We start from the raw sequence: 491 nt of genomic DNA, 5'->3' as shown, positions 1-491 counted from the left end.
CCCGCGGTGCCACCGGTGCCGCCAGTTCCGGCGGCACCCCCGTTTCCGGCGGTCCCGCCGTTACCGCCGACACCACCGTTACTGCCGGGAGCGCCCAGGATGGTGGAATTCCAGCCCGCGCCACCGTTACCGCCGGTACCCGCGGCACCACCGGCACCACCACTGCCGTTGACCCCGCCGGTGTCACTGTTTCCGCCCACGCCACCGTTACCGGCGTTACCCCCAGCGCCACCCGGCCCGCCATTGACGAGGGGTCCCCCTGCGGTGCCGATCGCGCCGCCACCACCGTTACCGCCGGCACCACCGGTGCCGCCAGTACCGGCAGCGCCGGAAGTGCTGCCCACGCCACCGGTACCGGCCGCCCCACCAGAACCGGCGTTACCACCAGCCCCGCCGTTACCGCCGTTGCCGCCCGGATTGCCCTGAGTTGTCACGGTGAAGCCCAACCCGCCGATAGCCCCCGTTCCGCCGTTACCGCCAGCGCCACCAGC

At 73.1% G+C, this 491-nt stretch carries 1 pseudogene; it reads right to left on the bottom strand.

The annotated features are described in order from the left end of the window. Positions 1 to 491: pseudogene (locus tag ACZY1I_RS32195) on the bottom strand (hypothetical protein); the annotation flags it as partial.

This window comes from Mycobacterium sp. IDUB_37, assembly GCF_055419245.1.
This window is presented reverse-complemented; position numbering and strand designations above follow the sequence as displayed.